A 23,489-nucleotide genomic window follows, 5' to 3' on the forward strand; every position below is an offset into this window, starting at 1 on the left:
GTCACGGTCGATCATCTCCCAGCGATGCACGCGGCCGTTGCGCGTGATGGCGGCCATCCACGCCGCTTCGCCCTCAACGGGCATAATCATCGGCGGCGACAACCAGTCGCTGCCGTCGTCTTCACCGATGGCGACCGGGAAGACTGAATGCTCGGTGATGGACGTATCAAAGTCGAACGTCGTGTCGACGATGGCGACGTCGCTGAGCGGCTGCCCACTCCAATCCCATCCGAGGATGTAGTCGTCATTGGCCGCGTAGATTTCCGGCATGCCATCGGGGGGCGTCGTCCATTGTCCCGCTGACAACGTCAAATCGGTGACCGTGATCGCCGCCTGATCGCCATGCGCTTCTCCGGCGAAGACAGGAAACCCGGAGAGATTTGTTGCACTGGAGACACTGAATTGCATCGAGGGCGACGAAATCCCGATGCCATGGATTCTGATGTCGGGAACGGCTCCGGTATGGCTGCCGACACGCGGCACCGACGATTTGGAAAACTCCGTCTGCGTTCCCTGGCGCCAGTAATCGATCTCGCCGCCGGTATAGAAGGAGAAGATACCGGAGCTGCCGAGTCGCCTCAGGCCGCTGGCCTCGATGAGCCGGACGAACAGGCGCTGGGGGTCCCACTGGAGGGTATTGGCCAGAAAGTTGTTGTCGATGTCGTCGTCGGGGACATAGTCGAGCGCCGCGACTCCTTCATCGACGTGCCAGATCAGGATGCCGCTTCCCGGCAGGAGGAAATCGAATTCGCTGGTCAATACCGGCGGCTGACCGGGAAAGGTGGTCGTGTCGGCCGGACCGAGAACGACATTGGTGTTTGAATCCAGACGCAGCCCGGCGCCGGAGGTGTACGAGATGATGCGAATGTCGCCCTGATTGTTCAAGGGGACCGATCCGACGACGTCGTTTTGGCGGTTTTCGATCAGATAATACTCTGTTTGTGAAATCGGCACGCGCCACATGTGTCGGTTGCCGGGGACTTCCTCGATCCCCTGCGCGAGCCACACGCGGGCATTGGCTGTGTCGGTGACGGTCTCGGCCGCGGCAAAGCCCAGGTAGGCGCGTGACCAGGCATCGGGATAGACCGGCACGGCGCCGAAGATGATGCGGGTGCGTTCGTCGATGGTCGCCTCGACGCCCAGATCGGCGCCGTTGTTGTCCATCAGACTGAAATTGCCGATCTGTGTCGCAAACGCGAATGGGCCGGCGAAATTGGTGTTGTACAAATCGACCAGCCCCAGTTGGTGTCCGAATTCGTGCGCCATCACACCGTTGAGCACGGTGATGCGGTTGTCCTGTATTTCGGTCTCCGGCATGATGGTCGCTTCCGACAGCGAGTCGGCGCCGCCTTTGAGCATCAGCGTTTCACCCAACGTCAGGAAGGCCGAGAACAGATCGTGCGGCGAGTCGCCGGCGATATCGGATTGGCCGTCAGCGCCGGCGTGAAAGAAAATTACGGCGTCGTAGTCGGAGAGCATGACGGACGGATCAACGGAAGCGGCCGTCGCGGCATCGACGACAAATTGGCGTAAGCGGTCGACAATGACCACCGAATCATCAACGACCTGTGTGCCGTAGTAGCCCATCGGCTCCGGCATTTGATAGGCGCTGTCGGCTGCGACGGGAAGCACCGTGTTGTCCAGCGTCAGCATGCCGTTGGAGACGACATTCCAATAGATTCCCAATGCGCGGAGATGCGCCGCGAAATACGCACGATCGTGCGGAGATGTGTCGAGGTTGTGGCCGTGCTCCTGGCGGAATGCCACAGTGTCGCGCATGTCGAAACGGCCGCGCCCCGTGGTCAGCGGATCGTCGGGTTCTTCAAATGGGAACTCGACACGGATGCCGAGGACGCGGATGGTGCGCGCCTCGTTCAGGGCCGCCCCCATGCCCGCCGGACGGTGTGATGGACGTTCCGATCCGAGAATGTTCCGCCGCGACGGCTGCGGGCAAATGCAGCGTCGGGCGCGAGCCGACGGATCGACGACAATCTTGTCGGCGCGCAGCGGAATCAGCCCTCCCGCCAAAACTGGTCCGCCAGGGCACAGCGCGGACAAGGCCAGCGCCATCGCGACGAGCACAGTGTGAGCGGTCATCGCACTTATGTGAGTCACCGTCCCGATCAGAAGCGCCCCGTAAAGCTGTAACGAACCGTGTTCGCCAGCGGCAGATTGTCCTGCGACGGGATATAGCCGATGTCCAGGTGCATGTTTTCCAGCGCCAGGCCGACGCCGACCGTCATCGTCTTGATTTGTCCGTCCTCGTCGTGGATGTAGCCGCCGCGCAGCGCGATGGTCGAAGAGTACCAGTACTCCGCGCCGACGTTGTAGATGATTTGCTTGAACTCATCGGATGCGCCGTCGCCCAAGTCGACCAATTCCTTGTTGAAATCCGTGACGAGCGTGAGCCGATTGTACGGCGAATCCCACAGTTTGTATGCGAAACCCACTCCGAGATTGCGCGGCAGCGGGTCGGATTGCTGCGCGTCGATGTAGGAGATGTCCGGCCCGAGATTGGTGACCGCCCCGCCAAGCGTCAGCCGTTTCCACGGCGTGTTGTACAGAAAGCCGGCATCGAGCGCAAACGCCACGGCGCTGCCGGAACCGATTTCGGTGCCGGCGCCCTGATCGGCCAGACGGGAGTAGATGATCTTGGCGGTCAGGCCGGCGGCGAGATTGTGAGACAGGCGTGTGCCATAGGAGATCGACGTGGAGAGGTCGAACGAGTGGAACAGATCGACGACATTGCCGAATTCGTCGGTGCGGGGGATCTCGCCGTATGTCAGGAAGGTGATCGCCGCGCCGAATGTGCCATAACCCTTTTTGTTGGTCACAAATGTCAGGTATTCAAAGTACAAGTCGAGGTTGAATTCCGGCAGCCACGGGGCATGCATCAGACTGACTTCCTTGTGCGACTTGCGGAAGACGACCACGCGCTCGTCGGTCACAAACCACAGATCGTCGCCGGTCCTGGCGATCGCGCGCACGGCATCATGGTCCAGATCGGCGTGGAAGTAGCGATCCCATTTCCCCGACTCGTAGGCCAACTGCCCCACCGAGGTGGCAATCAGCAGATCGTTTCCTTCGGCCAGCAGGTCATTGACCTCGGCCCCAGCGGGATTGCGATAGACGTAGATCGTCCTGTCGGCGGGGATGTTGTCGTCGGGCAGCCCGTTGTAGTCCCGGATGTATCGGGCCAGCCGCTGCACGCGCGCCGGCGTCGCATGCTGTCCCAGCCGCAGAGTCGCCACCGCTTCAGTCGTCGTCTCCGACTCGGAGATGTACGGGGAATATCCGTATGACGTCCACGCACCACGCGCAAAGCGGTATGAGCCGAGGTTCGATCCGACCCACAGCCGACCGTACGTGTCGACCGTCATGGCGGTAATCTCGCCGCGCACGCCGGCGGAGTACGGCACCAAAACCGTATCTCCCGGCTCCAGACCCGCATCGCCGTCGAGATTGTTGATGCGCACGACTTCGTCGCGGACGGCGGCAATGCGGACGGCATCTTCGGAATCGAGATAGCGCGACAACAGCGATTCGAGATCATCGCCGACGTTTAACACCTGCTGATCGTCCGTGCCGAAGCGATTACCATCGTAGCGTGCCAGTCCGAATGAGCCGTAGACCCATCCGGTGCTGGCGCCGTGCAGGGCCAGGATGTCGACGCGTCCGGACGGTAGTCCCATTTCGGGGCCCAAGCGCGCCCATTGTCCGGAGTGGCGGACCAGAATCCCGTTGTCGGTGCCGACCCAAAGACGGCCGCCGGCGGCGATATCCAACGCGTGCACCGACATTTCCGACCAATCTTCCGCCTGATCGGGGGCGGGTACCATGCTCCATCGGTCACCATTGAATTCCAGCAAGCCGTTGCCGGCGGCTACGTACAAGACCGACCCATCGCCGGTGATGGCCGTGACCGGGGGCCGGATGATGTCCGACAGGGACAGCGTCGTATTCGAAGGCAGGATGCGCCCGGTGGCATGCTCCATGGCAAAACGCACGCGATCCAATTGCGTGGCATCGGCGGGCCCGTCGCGGAGCGCTGTGATGGCCGTGCGCAGCTCCGGGATGCGGTCGTTGACGAGCCGTCCCTCGCGGTGGGCGATGCCCAGTTCACGGATGACATTCTCCATGACCGTGCGGTCACGGTAATCCTCCGGGATCGCCGCGTGGACCTTGTCCATCATGGCGGCAAATTCTTCGGCGGGAATGCCGACCGTGCGCGCCGCCGAACCCCGTGCGATGTCGTCCGCTTCACCTTCGGATAAGAACGGGGCATAGCGGCGAATCGCGGACGTGATCGAACGCATGCCGCCGGTCGACAGTTCGACGGCATTCGCCGGAATGCCGCTCTGCCCGGAACGGAAAACGGCCAGGCCATCGTCGGTCAACAGCCACAGATCGTGGGCATCGACATGTTCGCCCGGCAGGCCGTTGCGAAGCGGAACCGCATCACGCACCCGGCCGGCACTTTTGTGTTCGTACTCATCCCATTCGCTGTTGAGCGGATAGATCCCCAGACCGGCCGGGTTGTAGTGGGTCGCGGTCGCGTCATCGGCGAGTGCGACAAACGCCTCGCCCATGCCGGCCGCGCGCGCGCCTGGCGCGATGCGCAGGAAAAGAACACCCGCGTTGACCTGCGCCTGCGCCATCCGGGGGCACGCGAGGAATATCAGCGCGATTAAAACGGCGCGGACGGCGAGAATCGCTGCGTGTCGCAGAGACAACACGCGGTTCGGTCGCATCGGAGATTGGTCCATCGAATGTGGCCTGGTGAAATGCATGTGGTGTGTGCCCCTGTTATCGTTAAGTGCCGCGTGGTCCCACCGATTCCGTACGTCGCCGGTCATCATCGCGAGACCACCAGTTTGGTTTCCTTGTATGTAGTTTTATCGACCGAACCGCCGTCGCTGACGACTGCGCCCCGGGCTTCGATCTGCGCCAAATACACGCCGTTGCCCACTGCATTCCCCTGCTGATCGGTGCCGCGCCAGACAGCCTCGCCGTCGCGGGCATCGCGCAGCTCCCAGATTTTGCGCCCCGCCAGGGTGAAGACGCGAATCGTCGCGCGGGTCACGGCACGGGTGGCGCGAAAGTAGAAGGTCGTTTCATCCTCGAACGGATTCGGGTAGCTCATGAACTCGGTGATGGAGAATTCCAGGGCAGCAGTCACGGACGTGATGTCGACCTGCGCGGTCCAGATCGTGGAATTGTTGGCGTTGTCCCACGCTTTGACGACGAAGCCGGCGGGCCCCTCGGAGACATCCTCGAGGCGGTGGACGACGCGACCGGTGACGCGCGAGCCGGGATCATACGCGAACGCCTCAGTCAGATCAATCGGCGTATTGGCGCCCTCAGTGAAACCGAATTCAATGCGGTGTCCCGGCGAGCCGGTGAGATTGATTCCCGAGGAGTCGGCGATGACGATGGTGAGACCGGTACCGACGGGCAGACGAAAGCCGTCGGCGATGGGCTCCCCACCATCGTTGAAGACCATGATGGTGGGCCCGGCCGTATCGGTTACCGGCTGCGCCGTTGCGGCCACCGTCAGTTCCCGCGATGCGCCGTTGGCCATGCGCGGAGCCGACACGGCATGTCCGAGAATCCGCGCGCCGGTCTGCCCGTAGGCAACATCCTTGGGAAGAATGAAGGAGAAGTCGAACTGCCCATCGGTGACCGGAATCGTCCCGCGGTAGAGAGTCCCTCCGGCCAGATCATAGTTTGCGGTGAGGGCGCCGCTGGCGATCGCATAGGTGCGTTGCCGTGGAACATCGCGGACCGTGACGAACAGTTCGCCATCGAAATCGGTCAACAGGACGCTGTCGGGATCGGTTATGATCCCCGCGACCGTGGCCAGCGTGAGCGCGGTGAGTGAATCGGGTTCGATGCGCGTGAAGACGACGCGGTTGTCCGGTGCGCCGATTTGCATCGCCGGATCGCCGAAGAGGATGTAGCCGCGGTCGATGTCGCATGCGCGTGGCGGCGCCGTCGAGCAACGCGCGGCCGAACAGTTGGATGTCGAGTATTGCCGTTTCAGCTTGGCGGTCAGCAGGGCGGCGGCGATGCCGGTCAGCCGCTGATTGAACAACAGGTCGAAGACTTCTTCGTTCAGTTCGGTGTTCTGGGCCAGAAACGAGCTGCGGGTCGCCGAAACGACCGCGACGGCTCCGCCGCCGGACATGCGCAGCCACTCTTCGGACATGCCCTCCTCGGCCGGATCGTCGAAATACCCGATGTCGCAGGAGAATGTCAGCACCGCGGTCGGGGTGTCGCGATTGGTCAGGCGGGGCAGGTCCTCGGCGCGGCGGAAAACGCCTTCGTGCGCAAGGATATTGCGGTTCCCGTGCCCGACATAGTTGAAGAGGAGCGCCCCGGCATTGAGTGAGGCGACCGCGGCCTCTCTGGCCGAGGGCTTGGTGCAGCCCTGCGCCCCCGGATCAAAGCAATCGGGGTTGTTGAACGGAAACTCGACCATGTAAATCTTGTTGATATCCAGCCGCGGCGGGATGCTGTTGTCGGCCACGCGCTCGGCGGCAATCGTCAATTCCAGATCGATGACGTCTTGCGGCCGTTCGCTGTATTCATCGTCGGCCAGAACCACCACGCGCGATCTCCATGGCCCGAGGTTTTCGGAGGATTCGTAGCGCCTGACTTTGTCGGTGATGACGGCGACTTCCTGGGCATTGCGAACCGGCCAGCGGCCGATCAGCATGTCGGGCATGATCGGATCGGCGCCGTCACCGTCGGAATCGAGGATCGGATCATCGGAAAAGTAGACATAGCGGTCGTCGGAGATGGCGCTCCCCTCGGCGGTGATATAGGGCGGGACGTAGTTGATCCCTCCCAGGCCGGTGCGATTCAGGAAGTCGTAAGTGCCGTCGCCGACCAGCAGCGCGTATGCCGGTACCGGCTGCGGCCAATGGACATACGTGTGTCGCAGGAAGCGGCGAACCGCGACCGGATCGATCAACCCCAGTGCAAAGCTGTTGTAGACATCTTCGATGGCAACATAGCGGACCGACAGACCATCGCGCATCACGCGATAGGACACAAAGTCGTTCATCGACGTCTGGAGCGACTGCGGACCGATGATGACATAATCGACGGCAGTGCCCGGGTTGTGCAAATCGGGGGGCTCGACCATTGTCAGGGCGACCGGGCGGCCGCGAAGAGCCGATTCGGTCGCATACAAAAGTCGCCGCTGCGGAGACGTCAAATCGAGCGTGAACAACGCCAGTGTACCGTTGATCAGGGGCTGCTCGATAGTGATCGGCGTTGCCGGATCGGTAATGTCCCAGAGTTCCGGTGCAACGGCATTGGCCAAAACGATCCGCGTCAGTTGCGATCCGGGGGGCGGCGCACAGCGAAAGGGGCCATCGGCCAGATCGAGCCGTCGCTCAAACGTGATGCTGTAGTGATCCAGCAGAAAGTCCGGCGTTCCCGGGAGTGTGTCGGGAGCAAAGTCGAGGATGTGCTCGGCCCCAGGGTCGAAGGACGGCACGTCGATGACAGATACGTGGCAACCCTCCTCGGTCGGATCGGTGCCGGTCAACGCCGGCGGCATGTAAATGTTGTCGACGAGGAGACGCGCGGGATCAAGGCCCTCTCGCCCGGCCCAGCTACGGATTTCAAACCGTGCCGGCTGATTCGGCTCGGCATATGCCGCACGCCCAACCAGCAATTCCGCACTGCGCTGATTGCGCCAATACAGCGAATAGTAGCTGGCGACCGTGCCAAACGACGTGTTGCGGAATATGCGGTCTTCCTCGTATCGCACGCGCGCGGTGGCGCTGAACAGCTCGACGGGATTGGGGGCGCTATTCTGTGACGGTCGACGCTCGATCCGCCGCGGTTGGCCCTCGAAATCGCCGTCGAATGCGAGCCAATAGACATTGTCGCGCGTGTAGCGGTTGACGATATCGGTCGGGTTACCCGCCTCATCCAATTCCCAGCGATTGAGCCCCTCCGACCAAAAGACGAGTTCGTCGCCGAGGTCGAATCGCCCGTCGTCGGCGCCGGAAATGGAGATGCCGACCTCCCGCAACGGCGGTTCGGGATCGGCCATCGTCGTTGATACCTGGCGTCCGGGGCCGGCAAACAGGCGAAACGCACGCGGATCGACCGTGCCGCGATCGACGCCGGCGGAGGAAAGATCGGCGGCCGTCACGACGACCGGGCCATCGGTTCGTGTCCGGATCGCGACCCAGCGATTCGCACCGGCAAACGGATTGGGGGCGACCGCCGCTTTGCGCAAGGGCACATTGTCTGCGCTGCGCCACCGGCGCGCCTGTTCGGGGTTGATGACGAGTCTGTCGAGTATCGCGTCGAAAGGGCCGCTGTGATTCGGCACCATGGCGATCGGGCCGACACTGCCGGGGCGATCGAAGGTCACGTTCACCGTCATGGACGCGACGTGGCTGACTTCACCGTCCGCAGAGGTAATCAACACCGGATGCAGAAAGAGGCGGGCCACATGCTGATGGCGAATCCAGAAGAGGCCGTCCACGACCAGGCGATCGGAGGGGTACACGCCGCCCACGGCATCCAGGGCGGAGGGATCGTCAAACGCGAGTCCGGCGTAAGCCGCCGTAACCGGGGCGGAATAGTCAATGAGTTGAGCGTGAACCGATTCACAATCCGACGGAATCGCAACGTAGACGACGCGTCCGGGAATCGGTGGAAAACCCCCGTCCCTGCGGATCGCAGTTCCGGGGAAAACCGGCGCATCAGAATGTGTTCCCTCACTTGTGGAGAGCGCGTTGCTCGTGTATCGAAAAACGACGGATTGCGGGGAAGATTCTATGAGAGCAAGATCGGACGGGACGGGTTCAGCATGAGCCGCGCGAGTGCTCGCGACTAAGACAAGCGGGAGAAGCGATGCGATGAGTTGGTGGCGCACCTTGGCTCCGTCGAACAACGACGACTATGAACTTGTCGACCCGCCTGATCGCGGGCAAACAACCATTCAGCCAGGTGCTTTACAACCTCCTCAGTTCGTTTGCCTGTCTCTTAAAACCGCTTGGCAATAAGCATCTTACGCTTGTTTCTGTCAACTATTCTTTACGTCTGCGGGCCCGCCCAGCTTCTGATACGAGCGATCGACAGGGCTGTTCCCGTCAGAACGCAAATCCGGGGCCGCTGTGGAGAGGCGTTGTCCTGATTCTGCGGCAACGATTTAAGACATCCCCAGCAGGGATTCGGCGATCGGATGCGGAGATTACTCGCACGCCAGTTGCGCACTTTTTGCAAGCACACGGGCGGCCGATGTCAGAATCCGGGGACGCTCTGATGTCTGAAGTCGTTGTGTGTCAGCATATTATATTGACGGGTCGAGGAGACGCCGTATATTCCTATTTGGCGATTCGGTCGGTCGCCATACTTTAACGACAGCACCGTTACCCCCGCCGCGATCGCGGCAAAACACGCCATTGGGAGTTGAGTGATGATCAAGCAGTTTCATGTGTTGTTGTGGGGGCTTGCGGCGCTGAGCGTAGGGCTGAGCGGCAGCGCCCAGGGAGTCGTGTTTCCCGGACGGCCCGTCAACAGTTCACATGGTGCGCGCATCCCGGGTGTGCTCATTGTCAATTTTGAACCCGACGTGCGGCCACAGGCAAAAAGTTCGCAATCCGGCGTGACCGGTCTCGTGTCGGTCGACATTCTGGGGAGTATCTACAACTTCAATTCGTACCGGGAGCTGTTCCCTGGTTCCGATCCGATGAAAGCGCCCCAAGGTGCGCCGGACCTGACCGGCTTTTATGTCTTTGAATTGGATCCAACACTGGATTTGGACCAAGCGGCCGCCGATCTGCTCGCCGATCCGAATGTGCGTGCGGTCGAATATGACTTCTACGCGTACATCCTGCGCGAGCCGAATGATCCGACATTCCCGCTGATGTCGAATCTGAAGAACGGACTTGACCGCGACATCGACGCGCCGGAGGCATGGGATCGCGGCGTCGGTACGCCGACTGTGGTGTTGGCCGACACGGATACCGGGGTGCTTTACGAGCACCCCGATTTGATCGACAACATCTGGGTGAATCCCGGGGAAGATTTGGACGGGGACGGCGTCGTGTTCGATGCGGACGATATCAACGGAATCGACGACGACGGCAACGGCTACGTGGACGATCTGATCGGCTGGGACTTTGTTTCTTCAGGGAGTGCGGTATGGCCGGGTGAAGATGGATCGGTTGCCGACCATGACCCCAAGGATTTCAACGGGCACGGCACGCACACCTCCGGCACGTTTGCCGCCGTCACGAACAATGGAATCGGTGTCAGCGGTATCGCCGGCGGTTTCGGAGGCGGTGAACCGGGATGCAAGATCATGTGTCTGCGCATGGGGTACTCGTTCGATGACGGCGGTTCGGAAAACGGCCGGACCCACATGAGCTATGTGGCGAATGCGTTTCGGTACGCCGCCGACAACGGGGCCGTGGCGATCAACTACAGTTTCGGCTCCTCCGATGGCGGCGGCATCGAGGCCGCGACGGATTATGCGATTGCCGCCGGGCTGATCATATCGGCATCGGCCGGAAACGACGGCAACTCATCGTTTGGCTATCTGCAGTCGCGCGAGGACGTGCTGTGCGTCGCCTCGACGACGTCATCGGACACCAAGTCCGGCTTTTCCAATATCGGCGTGGAGGTCGATGTCTCGGCGCCGGGGTCGAGCATCCGCAGCACGGTTTCCAATCACTACAGCCCCAGCTACGCCGCATACAGCGGCACGTCGATGGCCGCGCCGCACGTCGTCGGCCTGGTCGGGCTGATGAAATCGCTGAACCCGCTGTTGACGCGCGAGGAGATGATCGATCGCATCATCAACACGGCGGACAACATCGACGCCCTGAATCCGACTTATGCCGGGTTGCTCGGCTCCGGACGCGTCAATGCGTTTAATGCCGTGGACAATATTGCCAGCGTCGATTTCGACGCGACGCCGCGTGTCGGGCCCGCTCCATTGGAGGTCGATTTCGCCGATCTGTCGCTGACGGCGGCGACCGCGTGGACCTGGGATTTCGGCGATGGCGACTCGGCCGCGGCCCAGCATCCGACCCATACGTTCGCTCCGGGGATGTACGACGTCAGTCTGCGCATCAGCACGGATGTCGGCGACGGGCTCAAAGTGCGGACCGACTTCGTCGCCGCGCTCGCCGAAACGCTCCGTGTCGCCGATGTCGAATCCGACGCCGGTGTACCAGTCGCGGTGGAGGTCCGTCTGACGAACAATCTGCCGGTCAGCAAAATCCTGTTGCCGATCAACGCCACGCATGTCTCGCCGACCGCCACGGCGCGGATGGATTCGATCCGGACGACCGGCTGCCGCACGGAGGGATTCGGGCTGCAGCAAAACGTCTTCAACAATATGCTCTTCGGACAAGTCGCGATGCTGATGCGCGCCGACGGTGCTCCGGAGTTGCCGCCGGGCGACGGGCCGATCGCGAAAATCTGGTTTCGCATCAATGCCGGCGCCAATTCCGGCGAGCCGGTCGTGATCACGACCGATCCGGTCGGTGACGGCGTCTATGAACTGGAGCTGACGAGCGCCGGCTTCACCTACGCCGCCGAATCGTACGGAGGGTCACTGACGCCGCCATTGCTCATCGGCGATTTCAATTTCGACGGCATCCACAATGTGTTTGACGTCGTGGCACTCATCGATGTGGTGTTTCGGTCGGGGGCTCTGCCTGACCCGGCCGCAATCGCCGATACGAACTGCGACGGGATGTACAATGTCTTCGACGTCATCCGGTTGATCGACACGGCGTACCGCGCGATTCCTCCGCCGACGTGCCCATGAGGAAGCCGATCATACTCAGCGACGACCGGCCGCGCCCGCGCGGCCGGTTTGCTATGCATACCACTCTGCTTGCCGACGGCGGTTCGATCCGGTAGCTTTTCGATCCAGGTCCGATCGCCATCTCCATGAACACCCCCGCCCCGCAGACGTCATCGCCGGTCAACCGGGTCGTTCTCTGGTGCGTCGGCTCGTTCGCGGCGCTGCACATCGTGACCATTCGCGTTCCGAGCGTCTGGACATGGAGCGTCGATTACTTTTCGGACGTCTCGGGCATGCTGGCGGCGGCGCTTGCGGCGGTCGTCGCGTTGTCGATGGTCCCATTCGTGAGCGACGGTGTTGACCGGCTCGTCGCGGCAATCTCCCGAACCCGGCACGCAAACCCGATCGCGCTGAGCATCCTTGGCCTTTTGTTCTTTGGCCTGCGCTCGCGCGCGTTAGCGTATGGGGACGGTTACACGGTGGCCGGATACTTCGCAGACGGCGCGTTTCCCAAGCTGGCTGCCCAGTTGATCACGCACCCGCTGGACCTGGGAGTTCATTGGGCGGTGCACCGCATCATTGTCGGGCCGGCCGGCGGCACGGTGCAAACAACGTTTGCCCTGATGAGCGCCGTGGCCGGAGTCTTCGCGGTGTGGGCTGTCGTGCGCATCAGTCGGGCGCTGGGCGGGGATCCGTCGCACCGCCGCTTGATCATTTGCGGAGCGCTCGCGAGCGGTACGACGGCGCTGTGGTTCGGCCACGTCGAGGTCTACAGTTTGGCCGCGGCCGCATCGGCGTGGGCATTGGCCTTCGCGTTTGAGTCATTTCGATTGGCCGCGCGGATGCGCTGGGCGTGGGCGGCCTGGATCATCGCGTGTGCCCTGCACATGGTGTCGTTGGTGATCGGACCCGCGCTCTTGTATGCACAGTGGGTGCGGGGCCCGTCCGATGCATCGTCACGCAGGTTGCGTCCGTGGGCGGCATTGTCAGGCGGGCTGTTGATCTGCGGATTGGGCGCGGCGGTGGCATCGATATTCAGCGACACTCACATTTTCGTTCGATGGTGGCCATCGGCGCAGTTCGGCTACGCGGCCTTCTCCCCGGCGCACGTCTCGGATGTAATCAACTTGATCTTGTTTCTCTCGCCGATGGGCGTGATCGGGCTCGTCGTGTGGGTGTTCGCACGGCGATGGCCCGCACCGAGCGCCGTAGTGGGGAAGTCGGTCGATCCGGGGCGCACGGTATTGGCGGTCGCTGCGGCGGGCGGATTCTGTTTTGCCTTTTGGATCGATCCGATGCTGGGCGGATTCCGTGATTGGGATCTGATGGCGCAGCTTGGCATCCCTTTGTCGCTGTGGGGTGCGACGGTTGTGATCGGCCGGCCCCGGCGACGAATTGAGAATCGGGCGTGGGTCGCCGTTGCGGCGCTGGCGCTTCTGCATGTCGGGGGTTTCGTCGCCACCACGCGCTCCGAGGTGGGAGCGGCATTGCGCGTCGACCGGTTGGTGCGCGACGATGTCCACTATTCGAGCGACTTCCAGCGGGCGGAACGGCGCCTCTCCTGGAGCAGGATATTAGATGACCGGCTCGGCCTGTACGACCTGGCGATCGAGCATCTCCGGTATCGGGCCGCGCTCAAGGCCGACGATCCGAACTCGTGGGCGAATCTGGGCAGCGCATACCGTCACGCGGGGCAGGACGACAGCGCAGCGGCATGCCTGCAACGCGCCATCGACATCGACTCGTCCAGGGCGGAATGGAACCGCAATCTCGGCTTGCTGTGGTTTGAATTGGGGGAGATGGCACGGGCGGAGCCGCCGCTGCGGCGAGTCTGCCGCGACGGGAATGCGCTGTACTCCGATCTGGTTCGGTACGGAGCGGTGCTGCAGAGTCTCGGGCGGTTTGACGACGCCGACAGCGTTTATTCCCGCGCGGTCCGATCGGCCCCGGAGGAGTACAACGCATACGCCGCATGGGGCGGGCTGGCGCAACGGCGTGGCGATACGGCGCGGGCCATCGCATTATACCGGGAGTCGATTGCGCGCGGGGCGACCGTCGAGGATCCGTATCGCCTGTTGACCCACCTGTACCAGTTACAGGGACGGGCCGGGCAGGCGCTGGCGACGGCCCAATCATGGGAGCAGACATTCCCCGCTTCGGCCGCGGCGCCGTTTTTCATGGGCACGGTCTACATCGTTTCGGAACAATATGATTCGGCCAATGCGGCGCTGCAACGCGCGCACGAGCGAATCCCGGATAATGTGCTGGCCATGTATTATCTGGCGACTACGTACCGACATCTGGGACAACCGGAACGTTCCGGCGAGTTGGTTCGCCGTGCCGCGCAGATCGACTCGACCTTCGCCCTCCCCTACCTTGAGTTGGTCTATCTGGCCGCCGATGCGGGGGACACCGCGGGGGCGGCCACGGCGGCGCGTGAGTATGTCCGTCGCGCACCCGATCAGGCCGGGATGGAATACCTGCAACAGTTTTTGGATTACGCCCCGTAGAGCCCGCTACGGGAACATCAAGGCGCCAAGGGACGTAGAAGGATCGGTTGAGGGGCACAACTGAGCCGGCGCTGGGCAGAATCGCGGAATCAGGCAGAGTGATTGCTTCATAAGTATTCACAGAGCGGCTGCGGCGTGGAATCCGTCGCCGAATGCGCAAAGGGTGGATAAATAGTTGCAAATCAATGGACTTGGCCGCATTGTTGGAGTGGCGGATGGGCCGCACGCAGTTGTTGGAGCAACCGGACGAATCGGACAACCATTCATCGGACGATAACAAACATGGGTACAGTGATGAACGAGCGACGTTTTCGCCTGTATAGTCTCTTTCTCGCCGTGTGCGCCGCGGCCACGATTTGGGTCGTCGGGTCGGGTGAGGCGACGCCACATCGCGATGCGCTCTGGGCGCAGACCGGGAACGAAACATTCGATTCCGACCGGGGCGGATCACGGCTGGAGCGGGAGACGATCTATAAGTACACCAAGCTTCTCAACGACATCTCCTATCGCATCCAGTCCAACTACATGGACACCATCGATACCAAGGACATGGTGTACTCGGGCATCCGGGGGATGCTGGACGTGTTGGACCCGTTCAGCGTGCTGATGGAACAGCGCCGGTACGATGAGCTGATGGAATCGACGCACGGCAAGTACGAAGGGCTGGGGATGCAGATCGATCTGCGTGAGGATACGGTCACGATCATTGCCCCGATCGAAGGCACGCCGGCGCAACGCGTCGGATTGCAGGCGGGCGACCGGATCATCATGATCGAGGGGGAATCGACCGACGGCATGACGACCGAAGACGCCGCCAAGCGCATGCGGGGTCCGGCGGGCACAGAGATCGTGATTACGATCAAACGCACCGGGATGCCCGAACCGCTCGATTACACGGTGGCTCGCGCGGTCATCGAACTCAAGTCGGTCCCCTACTACGGTATTATCGACGACGCCAATAGCGTCGGCTACCTGCGGCTCAACAAGTTTTCCGAGACGACCGAAGATGAACTCGAGGCGGCATTGCGGGACCTGAATGCGCAGGGCGCCAAGTCGCTGATCTTCGATTTGCGTTTCAACGGCGGCGGACTGCTGGACCAGGCGATCAAGACCGCCGACTTGTTCCTCGAGAAAGACCAATTGGTCGTCTACACGCAGGGACGCGACCCCGAATCGAAACGCAAGTTTTTCTCCAGCGAGCCGCCGCTTTGGGATCCGAAGTCGCCGCTGGTCGTCTTAGTCGACGGCGGGACGGCATCGGCATCGGAGATCGTCTCCGGCGCGGTGCAGGATTGGGATCGCGGGCTGATCGTCGGCAACACGACATTCGGGAAGGGTCTGGTGCAGCAGATTTTCCGGTTGCCGGAGACCGAGGATGTGGCGTTGAAGCTGACGACCGCGCGCTACTATGCGCCCTCGGGCCGGTCGATTCAGAAGCCGAGCCGCGCCACCAAACATCCGCGCGTCAATGAGGAAGGCGAAGAAATCGCCGAGGACGATTCGCTGATCATCGCGGAGCGCAGCGAGGACGTGTATTACACGAACAACGGCCGCAAAGTGTACGGCGGCGGCGGGATCGTGCCCGACGTGCTGATCGAGCGCACGCTTTGGAAGCCGTTGGAAATCAACCTGTGGCGGCAGGGCAAGTTCTTCAGCTTCGCCGTGCACTACGGCGCGTCGCACGCGAACCTGCCATTGGACTGGTGGGCCGATGACAGGGTGCTCGACGAATTCAGGAAGTTTCTCGATAACGCCGACTTCGACTACAAGACCGAAACACAAGTCGAACTGGAGCGCATGGTCGAAAGCTTGCAGGACGACCCCGAACGGCTGGCCATCTACGAGGACGTCATCGAGCAGATGCGCGGATTGGTCGTCAAGGAGAAAGAGTACTCCTTCGGCGAGAGCGGCGACCTGCTCAAGCAGGAGATCACGCGCGCGATTCTCAACCAGCAGCATGGTGAGCGCGGAGTCTACGAGAGCGCGGTGTTCAGGACCGATGAATACATCAGCCGCGCGCTGCAGATTCTCACCAAGAGCGATGAGTACGCGAAGCTCTTGACGCCGAGCGATAAGAGTTAGACGACAAGTTCAGGGATTGGTGAGAAGCCCCGCCGATGCGGGGCTTTTTCTTGCGTGCCCTGAGGGGGCAACTTGAAGTGCTAAGACGACACAGAAGTGCAAGAAACCGCTTGCATAGGCCGAATAGGCCATTATCCTGAGGATAGGAGTCATTACCTGACTTGTCCAAGAGTGGGCAGAAGGCAGAGCCACCAATCAAGGTCTCCTCCTTATCCCAACAAACCTGGGTGTGAGCATAGCTTGGTCTCGCGCCAGGACTTCCCATCGACCGGTTCGGCACGTTGTTTGTACGATACTCAAGTATTCCGAAATGACGAGAATCGGGGACTGCCGAAATATGTCGGCGTGCGCGCACTGTCGCCGCATTTCTTGGGCAGTGGTCGGGCTGGTTCTTGGCCTTTCCATCGCAGCGTCGGATGCAACTGATTCTCGCGTGCACGATCGTCCGATAGCTGATGGTAAGCGTTGGGTCGACGAGCCGATTGTAACGCGAGACGGATTGGTATGGACATTTCGCGCAGGACCCGATGGGTCGAGTCGCGCCGCAAATGTCGCGGGGTCAAGTTGTCCGTCGTTAATCGAAATCCTGCTTCCAGAGCAATACATGGCGCATCGATATGACAGTGTGCGCGGTGTAACGGAAATCTACTGCCCTGACTACAATATCGACTCCATGATCAGATTTGATGTAGACTCCCAACTCAATGTCACCATGACGCCGCTGGGTGTCCCGCCAGGTATACCTTGGATTGTTGGTAGTGGGTCAGTTTGAATCTTTCTGAGTTTCATTCTTCTCCAACCGCGCCACAATATCAGCAATCGACCAGACCCGATTGGTCACTTTCGCTTCCATCGCGGGAGTGACGCGCAAGGTCTGGTGAATCCGGCAGAAATTGTAGTGCATGAAATGGAGCGCTACGGCGTGTTCGAGGTTCTCGATCTTCTTTGAGAAGGCATTGGTCAACCGCGTGAATCGACGCATCGACATGCGCATGGTCAGATTTTGGCGTTCGACCATCGAGGTTGATACGGCCTTCTTTTCCGGCTTCCCCGACACGCGCTTGCGGCGACAGCCGATGCACTTGGGCGGGCTGTAGCGGGCTTCTCCGGCTTGCTCCTTGCCGTAGAGCTTCACCAGCATGGCGTAATCTACATCAGCCCCGAATGCGGCTTCGACGGCTTCCAGATAGACCGAATGGCCGTCTGTTGTGATCTGAACGCGATTGGCAAGACGTGACGCCACATCCGCCATGAAGGTCTTGCCCCATTCGGCATTGCGAAGCCCGACCAGATACGACACGATCAACTTGGTGTCCGGGTCCATCGCGGTCCACGTCCATACATCCCCGAAGCCGAAGCACCCCTGTTTGTCGGCGGGCACATTCTTCTGTTTGGCGTAGCAGAAAGACCAGATTTCGTCACACTGGATGCGTTTACAGGTCAGATTACGAAGCGCCTTGTGCTGGTACTCAGAGCACACCGCGCCAACATCGGCCAGCAGTTTGACGACCGTGTTCTTGGCGACACCCGTCATTCGGCACGTTGCCCGGATGGAGTTTCCCTCGACCAAGGCCGCTATGATGGCAGTGCGCTTCTCTGGTGTTAGCTGATTCATTCTGACCTATTATACAAGAGCGGTTACGCATAGTCAAGTAGAATCATATCAGTGACCGACTTTTCCCATACTGCGCGACGAAACTATCGGATGATTGGCATTTCGGCAAACGTTCAACCTATTGACCGATAGCATGTTAAATGACTTCATGCTACGCGGTGCCAATCACCTGAGAAAAAAAGGTTGCGCAAGCGCTATGTTCTCGCGATGTTCTGGATGTAACCGCTACGGCCCCGTGAACTCTTGTGGGAGAGGATGGGGCCGTAGCAGAAAGGCAGAGTGCCATGAGGAGATATTAGGCCCTCGTGCCGTACGGCATCGGTCAGCGCGTGGGCCATGAGGAATGGGCCGGGATTACCCGGCCCTCCCCCTCATGACGTCGGGAATCTAATCATTAACTTGACCAGGGGCAACGGCTATGATGAAAGAAGAAAGCAAAGAACGAACATGGACGATCGCCGATCTGGAAGCATTACGTTCACAGATTGATGCGGCGATTGGAATCCTGAAGCAACTCGAAGGATCGGCCTCGGGCGGATCAAAGACTGACGGCATTCTCAATTCCCTGCCATCCCCGCCAATAGAAAATAGTCGCGACAATGACCACGATGTTGATATACGGTCAGATGCGTTTTTTGGACTCAGTTTTACGGATGCGACTTATAAGTATCTTCAAATGATCCGACGGCCGCAGACGACTGAGGCAATCTGTGAGGCACTTCAGAAGGGTGGGATTGAATCGAAATCGCAGAACTTCTTAATCACTGTCTACAGTAGTCTGCGACGTGATGCCCGGCGATTTGTGCGAGTTAAGAAGAAAGAATGGGGCTTGGTCGAATGGTATCCAACTCGACCGCAGGCTGGAAAGACGCCAAAGGACGAGGGGATTGAGAAGCCGACACGAAAACGAAAAAAATAAACCGGGGACATGGACCTTAATGTCCCCGGTATTACGGTCTCACTCAGCGTGAGTGAGCAATTGCCTGCTATCTATTATATCGTGTCTTGGAATCGATTTTGCAAAGAATTCTCGAAAGAAATTGTGGGGGCGTAGCTCAGCGGATAGAGCAGTTGCCTGCTAAGCAACAGGTCGGGAGTTCGATGCTCCCCGCCCCCACGCAACCACAACCGTTTATGCCGTATTAGATTGGCGTTTTTTCCACCTTGCCTTAGCCGCCTTCCTCGCCGCCTCGGATCGTTGCTTCTTTGTGGTGCCCTTCCATCGAGCCTTGCCGCCCTTCAAGCCCCCACGCCGCCCCAATTCGACGGCTGCTGGGTCTTTGCCTTCATCTTCAGGCGTTGGCTCCGGCGGTGCCTGATCCGTAGCGTGGTCCGTGATCGACTTGGCCAGCTCGTTTACATCGAGCTTCTTGCCCGGTTTTCTTTTGCGAGAGCGGTCTGGCATCACTCAATGATACGCACAGACCGAAGATTTGTCTATAGGGCTGAGATTTCAAACTGACCCACTACCGGATTGTTGCCGACCTTGACAACGACGGCAACATTGAATTGGTTACACAGATTAGTGCCGATCTCAACGTCTACTCCGCGCCGGACTGGACGCACAGAGCCCGTTCGGAGTGGCCGGGGATGAATATCGTCATGAACGCCGAGACCGTCAATGTGGACGGCGATTCCTACCTCGAGATATTCGCGATACCGCACTGGATCGGGACATCGCGCGCCGTCATCATCAAGTATGACGATGCCTTGGACACGTTCAAAGTCATCTCCGACATCGATGCGCCGGAGTGGTCGCGCGGAGAAGCTGCGATCGCGGATTTCGACGAGGATGGGCGAATGGAGTTCATCGCGGGGAACGACCTTGGCTATGCCCTGTATGAGTGGCAGGAAACCTCACTTGTGTACGTGGGCCAGGTAGGGGGACTTGCAGAGGGCATTGAGTTGTACGCCACTCCCGTCAAACCATACCCTGGAGGAGTGCTTCACGCCCTATTGAGTCATGCGGGAGGATCCTGCCGATACGAGATAATCGCAGCGGTTGGCGACAATGTCTTTGAGATTGTCGACAGTATTGTCGAGCAGACTGGCTTTACGGGGTACGCGCCTTGTCTCGGGAGGGACTCCGACTGCGATGGGGTGGACGAAATGACGATGACTTTCTCCCCCTTGTATAAGGTGTATCAATGGGATACGGCAACCCAAGCTTTTGTGGAAAGTTGTCAATGGCATGAAAACGATATCGGCGGGCAAGTCAAATGGTATTCTCTCGACCTCGACCAGGACGGCACGGCCGAATGGGGAACCATAAACCACAACTTCGTTTTCTACGACTTCCCCGGCCCTGAATGCGTTTTCTGTGACTCTGTAGGACATTGCTTGTACGCCGACAGCACCTGCTACTGTTTCTGCTTCGGCGATCCGCAGTGTGACAGCGTGACCAATGTCTTCGATGTGGTCAAGTCTGTCGATGTGGCTTTCCGAAGCGCGCCTCCCGTCGGCGACACGTACCCCCTCTGCCCGCAGGATCGCACCGATGTCACTTGTGATGGTGTGACGAACGTCTTCGATGTGGTCGCGTTTGTTGATGTTGCATTTCGCAGCGCTAATCCCTCGACGGCTTTTTGCAATCCCTGCCCGTAGACAATTGACGCATCTCTGCTTCTGAGCAACCGGAACATCCGGCGCTCCTCACTCCCCCGGGGGACCGGCGGCTTCGCGGGCGACGGTGGGGACGAAAGGGCCGGGGCGTGCGACGCGGGGCAGGCCGAGGATGTCGCGGGCGCGGTTGAGGGCGTCATCGATGTTGCCGAAGATGTTCTGGTCGCCGATTTGATCCCACAATCCGGAGCGCTGCATCGCCACCAGCGGCTGCGCGTGGACGCCGGAGAGCACCAGTTGTGTCCCGTTGCGGCGGCAGCGGATGTGGAATTCGCGCAACACGTGCAAGCCGGTGGCATCAATGGCCGGGACATGGCGCATGCGAATGATGACGACGCGGGGCGGTTTCTTGATAAAATGCGTGGCATCCTGGAACCGGTCGGCCGCTCCGAAGAAGAAGGGGCCCTGAATCTCGAACACTTCGATTCCCGGCGGTACATCACGCGAGCCGATGGCGTTGGGGTCGGCGGGTTCATCATCGTCTTCGCCCAATTCACGCGTGACCATTCCGACATTGGAGACTTCCGACATGCGGCGGATGAACAGCAGCGCCGCGAGCACGACGCCGACTTCGACCGCCACGATCAAATCGACGAGCACGGTCAGCGCGAAGGTCGTCAGCAGCACCATAAAGTCGCTGCGGGGTGCGCGACGGAAACTGAGGAAGCGTCCGATCTCACTCATGTCATAGCTGACGACGACGAGAATTCCCGCCAGTGCTGCCAATGGGATTCGTCCGGCGAGCGGCGCGAAGAAAAACAGCAGCGCCGCGAGTGTGAGCACGTGGATGATTCCGGCGACGGGGGTTTTGGCGCCGCTTTTGACATTGGTGGCGGTGCGGGCAATGGCGCCGGTGGCGGGTATGCCGCCGAAGATTACGGAGCCGAGGTTGGCGACGCCTTGCGCGACCAGTTCCATGTTGGGACGGTGCCGTCCGCCGATCATGCCGTCGGCAACGGTCGCCGACAACAGCGATTCGATCCCGGCCAGCATGCCGATGGCAAATGCGGGCGAGGCCAACTCACGGATGCGTGCGAAATCGAACGCGGGAAACCAGGGCGTGGGCAGCCCGCGCGGCAAGACGCCGAAGCGGCTGGCGATGGTTTCGACACTCAGATCGCCCAGCGCGGCAACGACTGCGGCGAGAATCATGGCCGCGAGCATGCCGGGGATGCGCGGGGTCAAACGGCGCAATCCCAGGATCAGAATGACGGTCCCGATGCCGATCGCGGCCGTTGTCGGGTCGATGGTGTGCGCATGGCGGATGTATCCGATCCACGCCGAAACCGGAGTTTCGGAAACCGAACCGACGTGCAAGCCGAGGAGGTCTTTGATCTGTGTCGAGAAAATGACAACGGCGATGCCGGTCGTAAATCCGGTGATGACCGGCAGCGGAATGAACTTGATCAGCCCGCCCATCTTGAACAGTCCGAGGGCGATCAAAAACAATCCGGCCATCACCGTGCAGTACACCAATCCTTCATATCCATACTGCGCCGCGACACCCGACACGATGACCACGAATGCGCCGGTCGGCCCGCCGATTTGCACGCGGCTGCCTCCCAGCACGGATATCAGGAATCCGGCGACGATGGCGGTGAAGAGACCGCGTTCGGGAGGGAGACCGCTGGCGATGGCGAAGGCCATGGCCAATGGCAGTGCGACAAAACCGACTGTGAGACCCGCCGTCAGGTCGGAGAGGAAAATGGAACGGCTGTACCCCTCTTGCAGGGTCGTGATGAGTTTTGGCTTCAACATCGTGTGTCGCGCCTCGCAAAGGGACGACAGCGCGGGAAACTAATGCAAATGGGGACGGCGTCAACTGCGGATATTGCAATCTCCGGGATCGACAGTTACCCTTCGCGAAATCGGGGAGGATGATGGGATGAAAAGGACACTCTCGTCGGCAATCCTGTTCGGAGGCGTCAGCGTTGTCGCCCTTGCAACGTCGAGTGCCGCCGTTGAGTCGGCGGCTTGGGAGCCGGTCGCATACGTCTACTCGGTCATCGGAAGCGACTCGTTGCACGCCTACATGTTCGAGCCGGTCGCCGACGGCGATTCGGGGACGCATGCGGCCGTCATCGTTTTTCACGGGGGCGGCTGGCACATGGGCGAGGCATCGTGGTCGTTTCCGAAGGCGCGACACCTCGCGTCATTGGGTATGGTGGCTGTGGCGGCAGAATACAGACTCTCGGACCAGAAAGCCGTGACGCCACTGGAGGCAATGGCCGATGCGCGCGCGATATTCCGTTGGCTGCGGAGTCGTGCCGATGAGTTTGACATTGATCCCAATTGCATCGCCGGATACGGGTGGTCGGCGGGGGCGCATCTGGCAGCCTGCGCCGCAATCTTCGGGGATACGGCGCCGGGTGATTCGATCAGTGCGGCGCCCAATGCGCTGGTCTTGGTCTCCCCCGCTGTGAATTTGAAGGACGACGGCTGGGTGGAGAAGATCCTGATGTCGCGCGCGGAACCGGGCGACATCTCCCCTGCCGATCATGTCCGCGCGGGATTGCCGCCGACAATGATTCTGATCGGAGAGACCGACACGGTCACGCCGTTGAGGGGCGCGCAGTTGTTCTGTGATCGAGTGCGCGCGGCGGGGAACGGTTGCGAGATGCGCGTATACCCGAAGGTCGGCCATCTGTTCACGCCTTCGCACCTGCGAGACGATGGCATGCCGCAGTCCGACCCGAAAGTCAGCGCAGAAGCAACGGCGGCGGCGGATAGTTTTCTGGTGGGGTTGGGGTATGCCGATTGGTGAGTGTTACTACATCATCGCTCCGCAGGGGCCGTCAGCCCAAGGGCTGACCGGCACAATATCAGCACGGCAGCGACCGCGGCGGCGGATAGTTTTTTAGTGAGGTTG

11 protein-coding genes and 1 tRNA gene are annotated in these 23,489 nt (G+C 60.7%); 7 read left to right on the plus strand and 5 right to left on the minus strand.

From position 1 onward, the window contains the following. The 3 genes from VGB22_06355 to porU all read right to left on the minus strand — a co-directional run. On the minus strand, window positions 1-2,097 hold a 2,097-nt coding region (locus VGB22_06355; protein HEX9750889.1), incomplete at its 3' end, for an immune inhibitor A domain-containing protein. Window positions 2,098-2,123: 26 nt separating this feature from the next. After that, on the minus strand, window positions 2,124-4,751 hold the full coding sequence (locus VGB22_06360) for a PorV/PorQ family protein (protein HEX9750890.1): 2,628 nt from the start codon (window positions 4,749-4,751) through the stop codon (window positions 2,124-2,126). Window positions 4,752-4,855: 104 nt separating this feature from the next. Then, window positions 4,856-8,545, minus strand: a complete 3,690-nt coding sequence (gene porU / locus VGB22_06365) for a type IX secretion system sortase PorU (protein HEX9750891.1) — start codon at window positions 8,543-8,545, stop codon at window positions 4,856-4,858. Window positions 8,546-9,448: 903 nt separating this feature from the next. On the opposite strand from porU, the gene VGB22_06370 reads away from it, so the two are divergent. From VGB22_06370 to VGB22_06380, 3 genes are all read left to right on the plus strand, one after another. Continuing rightward, window positions 9,449-11,812: a S8 family serine peptidase gene (locus VGB22_06370; protein HEX9750892.1), complete on the plus strand. Its 2,364-nt coding sequence runs from the start codon at window positions 9,449-9,451 to the stop codon at window positions 11,810-11,812. A gap of 125 nt (window positions 11,813-11,937) precedes the next feature. After that, window positions 11,938-14,301 carry a tetratricopeptide repeat protein gene (locus tag VGB22_06375; GenBank protein ID HEX9750893.1) on the plus strand — a complete coding sequence of 788 codons (2,364 nt, stop codon included), beginning with the start codon at window positions 11,938-11,940 and terminating at the stop codon, window positions 14,299-14,301. A 282-nt stretch (window positions 14,302-14,583) separates the two neighbouring features. Further along, a complete protein-coding gene (locus tag VGB22_06380) occupies window positions 14,584-16,383 on the plus strand; it encodes a S41 family peptidase (GenBank protein HEX9750894.1) in 1,800 nt (599 codons plus the stop codon). 763 nt (window positions 16,384-17,146) lie between these two features. On the opposite strand, the gene VGB22_06385 is transcribed toward VGB22_06380, so the two are convergent. After that, window positions 17,147-17,998 carry an IS1 family transposase gene (locus VGB22_06385; GenBank protein HEX9750895.1) on the minus strand — a complete coding sequence of 284 codons (852 nt, stop codon included), beginning with the start codon at window positions 17,996-17,998 and terminating at the stop codon, window positions 17,147-17,149. Window positions 17,999-18,416: 418 nt separating this feature from the next. On the opposite strand from VGB22_06385, the gene VGB22_06390 reads away from it, so the two are divergent. The 3 genes from VGB22_06390 (at window position 18,417) to VGB22_06400 (ending at window position 20,602) form a co-directional block, all read left to right on the plus strand. Next, window positions 18,417-18,917, plus strand: a complete 501-nt coding sequence (locus VGB22_06390; protein ID HEX9750896.1) for a hypothetical protein — start codon at window positions 18,417-18,419, stop codon at window positions 18,915-18,917. A gap of 125 nt (window positions 18,918-19,042) precedes the next feature. Next, window positions 19,043-19,115: transfer RNA gene (locus VGB22_06395), tRNA-Ser, on the plus strand. A 485-nt stretch (window positions 19,116-19,600) separates the two neighbouring features. Next, on the plus strand, window positions 19,601-20,602 hold the full coding sequence (locus VGB22_06400) for a hypothetical protein (protein HEX9750897.1): 1,002 nt from the start codon (window positions 19,601-19,603) through the stop codon (window positions 20,600-20,602). Window positions 20,603-20,650: 48 nt separating this feature from the next. On the opposite strand, the gene sulP is transcribed toward VGB22_06400, so the two are convergent. Then, window positions 20,651-22,378 (minus strand): sulfate permease, encoded by a 1,728-nt coding sequence (sulP, locus tag VGB22_06405; GenBank protein HEX9750898.1) that lies wholly within the window; start codon window positions 22,376-22,378, stop codon window positions 20,651-20,653. A gap of 127 nt (window positions 22,379-22,505) precedes the next feature. Here sulP and VGB22_06410 point away from each other — a divergent pair, with 127 nt between their 5' ends. Then, window positions 22,506-23,384 carry an alpha/beta hydrolase gene (locus tag VGB22_06410; protein ID HEX9750899.1) on the plus strand — a complete coding sequence of 293 codons (879 nt, stop codon included), beginning with the start codon at window positions 22,506-22,508 and terminating at the stop codon, window positions 23,382-23,384. Window positions 23,385-23,489 lie beyond the last annotated feature (105 nt).

Source organism: Candidatus Zixiibacteriota bacterium (genome assembly GCA_036397555.1).
Classification (GTDB): domain Bacteria; phylum Zixibacteria; class MSB-5A5; order WJJR01; family WJJR01; genus DATKYL01.